We start from the raw sequence: 2,576 nt of genomic DNA, 5'->3' as shown, positions 1-2,576 counted from the left end.
ACTTCGACGTCATGCTGATGATCTCTCCTCAGAACCGTCCAGGAAGAGTATCCCCTGGTAGACGAGCTGTCTCACATCAGCGTGACAGGGAGGGCTGGGTGCCGACGCTGACGCCTTCGGTATCTACTGGAAGGTCACACCGCACCGATCGACCGCATCAGCGCAGGTCGAAGCCCTCATCTATGCCCGGCGTCGGTGAGCACTTCGTGCGCGGTGACCTCTTCGCCAACCTGCACCAATCCGCTCCCAGATGCAAGGAAAGGCCAACCAACGGCTCCTTACCGCCTCGACCTGCGCACACTCCCCCACCAGTCGACATAGATGGCCGCCGACTGCCGCGTAGAACCGGAGACCGCTCCGCGGGAAACAGGACGCCGCACCCGCTCTGACCTGGGTAAACGTGGAGCCGCAGGCAGGGGTGGGTGCAGTTAGGCGCCGTTCGCTGCCGTTGGGCGCAGTTCAGGGCCGTTCAGGGCACCCCGCTGCTCCCAGCTTGCTCCCCCCTTTCCGTGCCCGGCACCGCCCGGTGGTAGGTCACAGGCAGCACCAGCAATACAGGTCCTCGCCCGCGTCTCGGGCGCGCTGAGCAAGGGCGGCAACCTTCTCGATCACAGGCAGCATCTCGTCGTCAGACAGTGGCCCACTCCACGCCAGTTCCTCGATCCGCCCCCATTGCGCCGACAACTCCAGCACCTGGGCGTTGCTGATAGAGGCGAGGGTGTCCCGCGTAGCCCGGTCCAGCGACATCAGCCATGGCCCGTCCTGCTCGTCCTCGCTCCACAACAACTCAAGGTCGACCAGGCTCACCTCCCAGTCGACCTGTCGAACGAAGCTCACAATCTTGCCGAGCGTCACTGTCGGCTCGATGCCCTTCAGATCAACCGCATCCACAGCTATGCCGCCGCGGCTGACAGCGAACGGCCCGCCCTCGAAATCCTTCATCAACCTGACAGCCGCAGCGTCGTCCTTGGCCCGGAAGTAGTCGTACAGCACACCCATGGCACGCACTCCACCACAGGGATACGACAGCGGATGCCCCACATTCGGGCGTGGGCAACCAAGGCCGCCGCATGGGTCGAACTCGCGCTGCTCGTCCAGTGGCTGATCGGCAGCGGCCACAGCGCGAACAGGCAGAAGAGTGGCTGACCCAGCTTCCCGCATGGACGGCGACTGACCGTCAGGTCCTGGACCACTTCGCGTCGAAGAACGCAACAAAGTGGGCTGTCAAGTCCCGGCAGAGCGCCGAGCTTTGGGTACACGACCTCGCCTTGTGGACCGGCGAATGGGCCAACCATCGGACCTACGGCCGCCAGTCAACCCATGAGCCATAACCGGGGCCACCCTCTCGCCGCGCGGCACCGGCAGCGGTCGGCCCAACTCCTCAACTAGCCAGCAGGTCCGCTCGGGACCGCACATCAGGTCACTCACCCGGACAATGGCGGCCCGAACTGAGAACCAGCCGCGCTGCTCCCAATCCGCTCCCAATGTAAGCCGCACATACAGCGAAGCCCGTTACCGGCTACTCCGGCAACGGGCTACTGACCTGCACAAACTGAGAGTGGGCGATGCTGGTATCGAACCAGCGACCTCTTCGGTGTGAACAAGGTCAACATCCGGCCCAGGCGTCGGCGTTTGACTATCGACCCTGGTCCAACCCTTGATGTGTGTTGGTCTGGCGAGGTGAGTGAGGCGGCCGAGAGTAAGATCATCTCCCCGTTTTCTCCCAAGCATCGGCATCCGCCGTCAACGCCTCGCGGACGTTGATCTACTGCTCGTCGGTCCGCTGGGTCCGTCGGTTCTCGGCGATCCACGCCATCACCGCATCCCGCTCCCAGACTCTCCCGGTTGCCAAGGTGTCCAGCGGTGCTGGGAACCCAGGCCGCGTCACGATCTCCGACGCACGCTGCCGGCTGACACCGCCCAACATCTGCTGAATCTCCGACATGCCTGCGAGCCGCATAACCCGACCGTACGGACCTGTCGAGTAGCAACTCCGTCAAGTTGACGGGGTTGACACCTGTAAGGTGACGGTGGGCGCTGTGCCGGTGGTGGAGGACCGAGCCCGCCACCGACGCGGCGGACGCTCTGCTCGGTGGGTGACCTCCGAACCCGCCGGGCAGGCCACACCCTCCGGACAAAGGAGCCGCATGTCTGCCGAGCAGCACAGCCGTACGTGGGCCAGGCCGCAACCTTCCCCGCCCACGCCTGGCACCGAGCTGTGGATCGACCGGGAAGCTTCAGTGCAGTTTCTGAGGCAACGGTTCAGGTTCCGGGTGATTTCGGTATGTTCGAAGCCGACCTATCGGGGCTGGGCCTGGCTCACGGGCTACCAACTCGACGACCGGGGCAACGCCATCGACAAGCGGGAGATCTTCGTTCAGCTAGCCGGCCTGCACCCCGTCCGGCGATCGACGTAGCACCCCTGCACTGCCTCCGCCATCCCGTCACCGTCGTTCCACACACCGTGGAGCGGGTCCGCCCCAGGGCTGTTGCGTTCTCGCGGCGCGGGGCGCTGAACAGGGATTTCGTGGGGTGAGTGGCCTCTGTGGAGGCGGATGAAGCGGGTGAATCCCTCA

General features: G+C 64.7%; 3 protein-coding genes. 1 reads left to right on the top strand and 2 read right to left on the bottom strand.

Annotated features, from left to right (window positions below):
• Positions 1-534: 534 nt before the first annotated feature.
• On the bottom strand, positions 535-999 hold the full coding sequence (locus AB0H52_RS31755) for a hypothetical protein (protein ID WP_357951973.1): 465 nt from the start codon (positions 997-999) through the stop codon (positions 535-537).
• A gap of 766 nt (positions 1,000-1,765) precedes the next feature.
• Complete coding sequence (locus AB0H52_RS31750) at positions 1,766-1,960, bottom strand: hypothetical protein (RefSeq protein WP_357951971.1); 195 nt, start codon at positions 1,958-1,960, stop codon at positions 1,766-1,768.
• 187 nt (positions 1,961-2,147) lie between these two features.
• Between AB0H52_RS31750 and AB0H52_RS31745 the strand changes: the two genes are divergently transcribed.
• Entirely contained in the window at positions 2,148-2,417 is a 270-nt protein-coding gene (locus tag AB0H52_RS31745; protein WP_357951969.1) for a hypothetical protein, read from the top strand.
• Positions 2,418-2,576 lie beyond the last annotated feature (159 nt).

Source organism: Micromonospora sp. NPDC050695 (assembly GCF_040654415.1).
Lineage (GTDB): Bacteria > Actinomycetota > Actinomycetes > Mycobacteriales > Micromonosporaceae > Micromonospora.
Note: the sequence above shows the minus strand (reverse complement) of the source record. Positions and strands in the feature narration are given on the sequence as shown.

Bases quoted from the DNA above. Each gene is read 5' to 3' on its own strand.
- AB0H52_RS31755 (WP_357951973.1), bottom strand. From the start codon at position 999: ATGGGTGTGCTGTACGACTACTTCCGGGCCAAGGACGACGCTGCGGCT.
- AB0H52_RS31750 (WP_357951971.1), bottom strand. From the start codon at position 1,960: ATGCGGCTCGCAGGCATGTCGGAGATTCAGCAGATGTTGGGCGGTGTC.
- AB0H52_RS31745 (WP_357951969.1), top strand. From the start codon at position 2,148: ATGTCTGCCGAGCAGCACAGCCGTACGTGGGCCAGGCCGCAACCTTCC.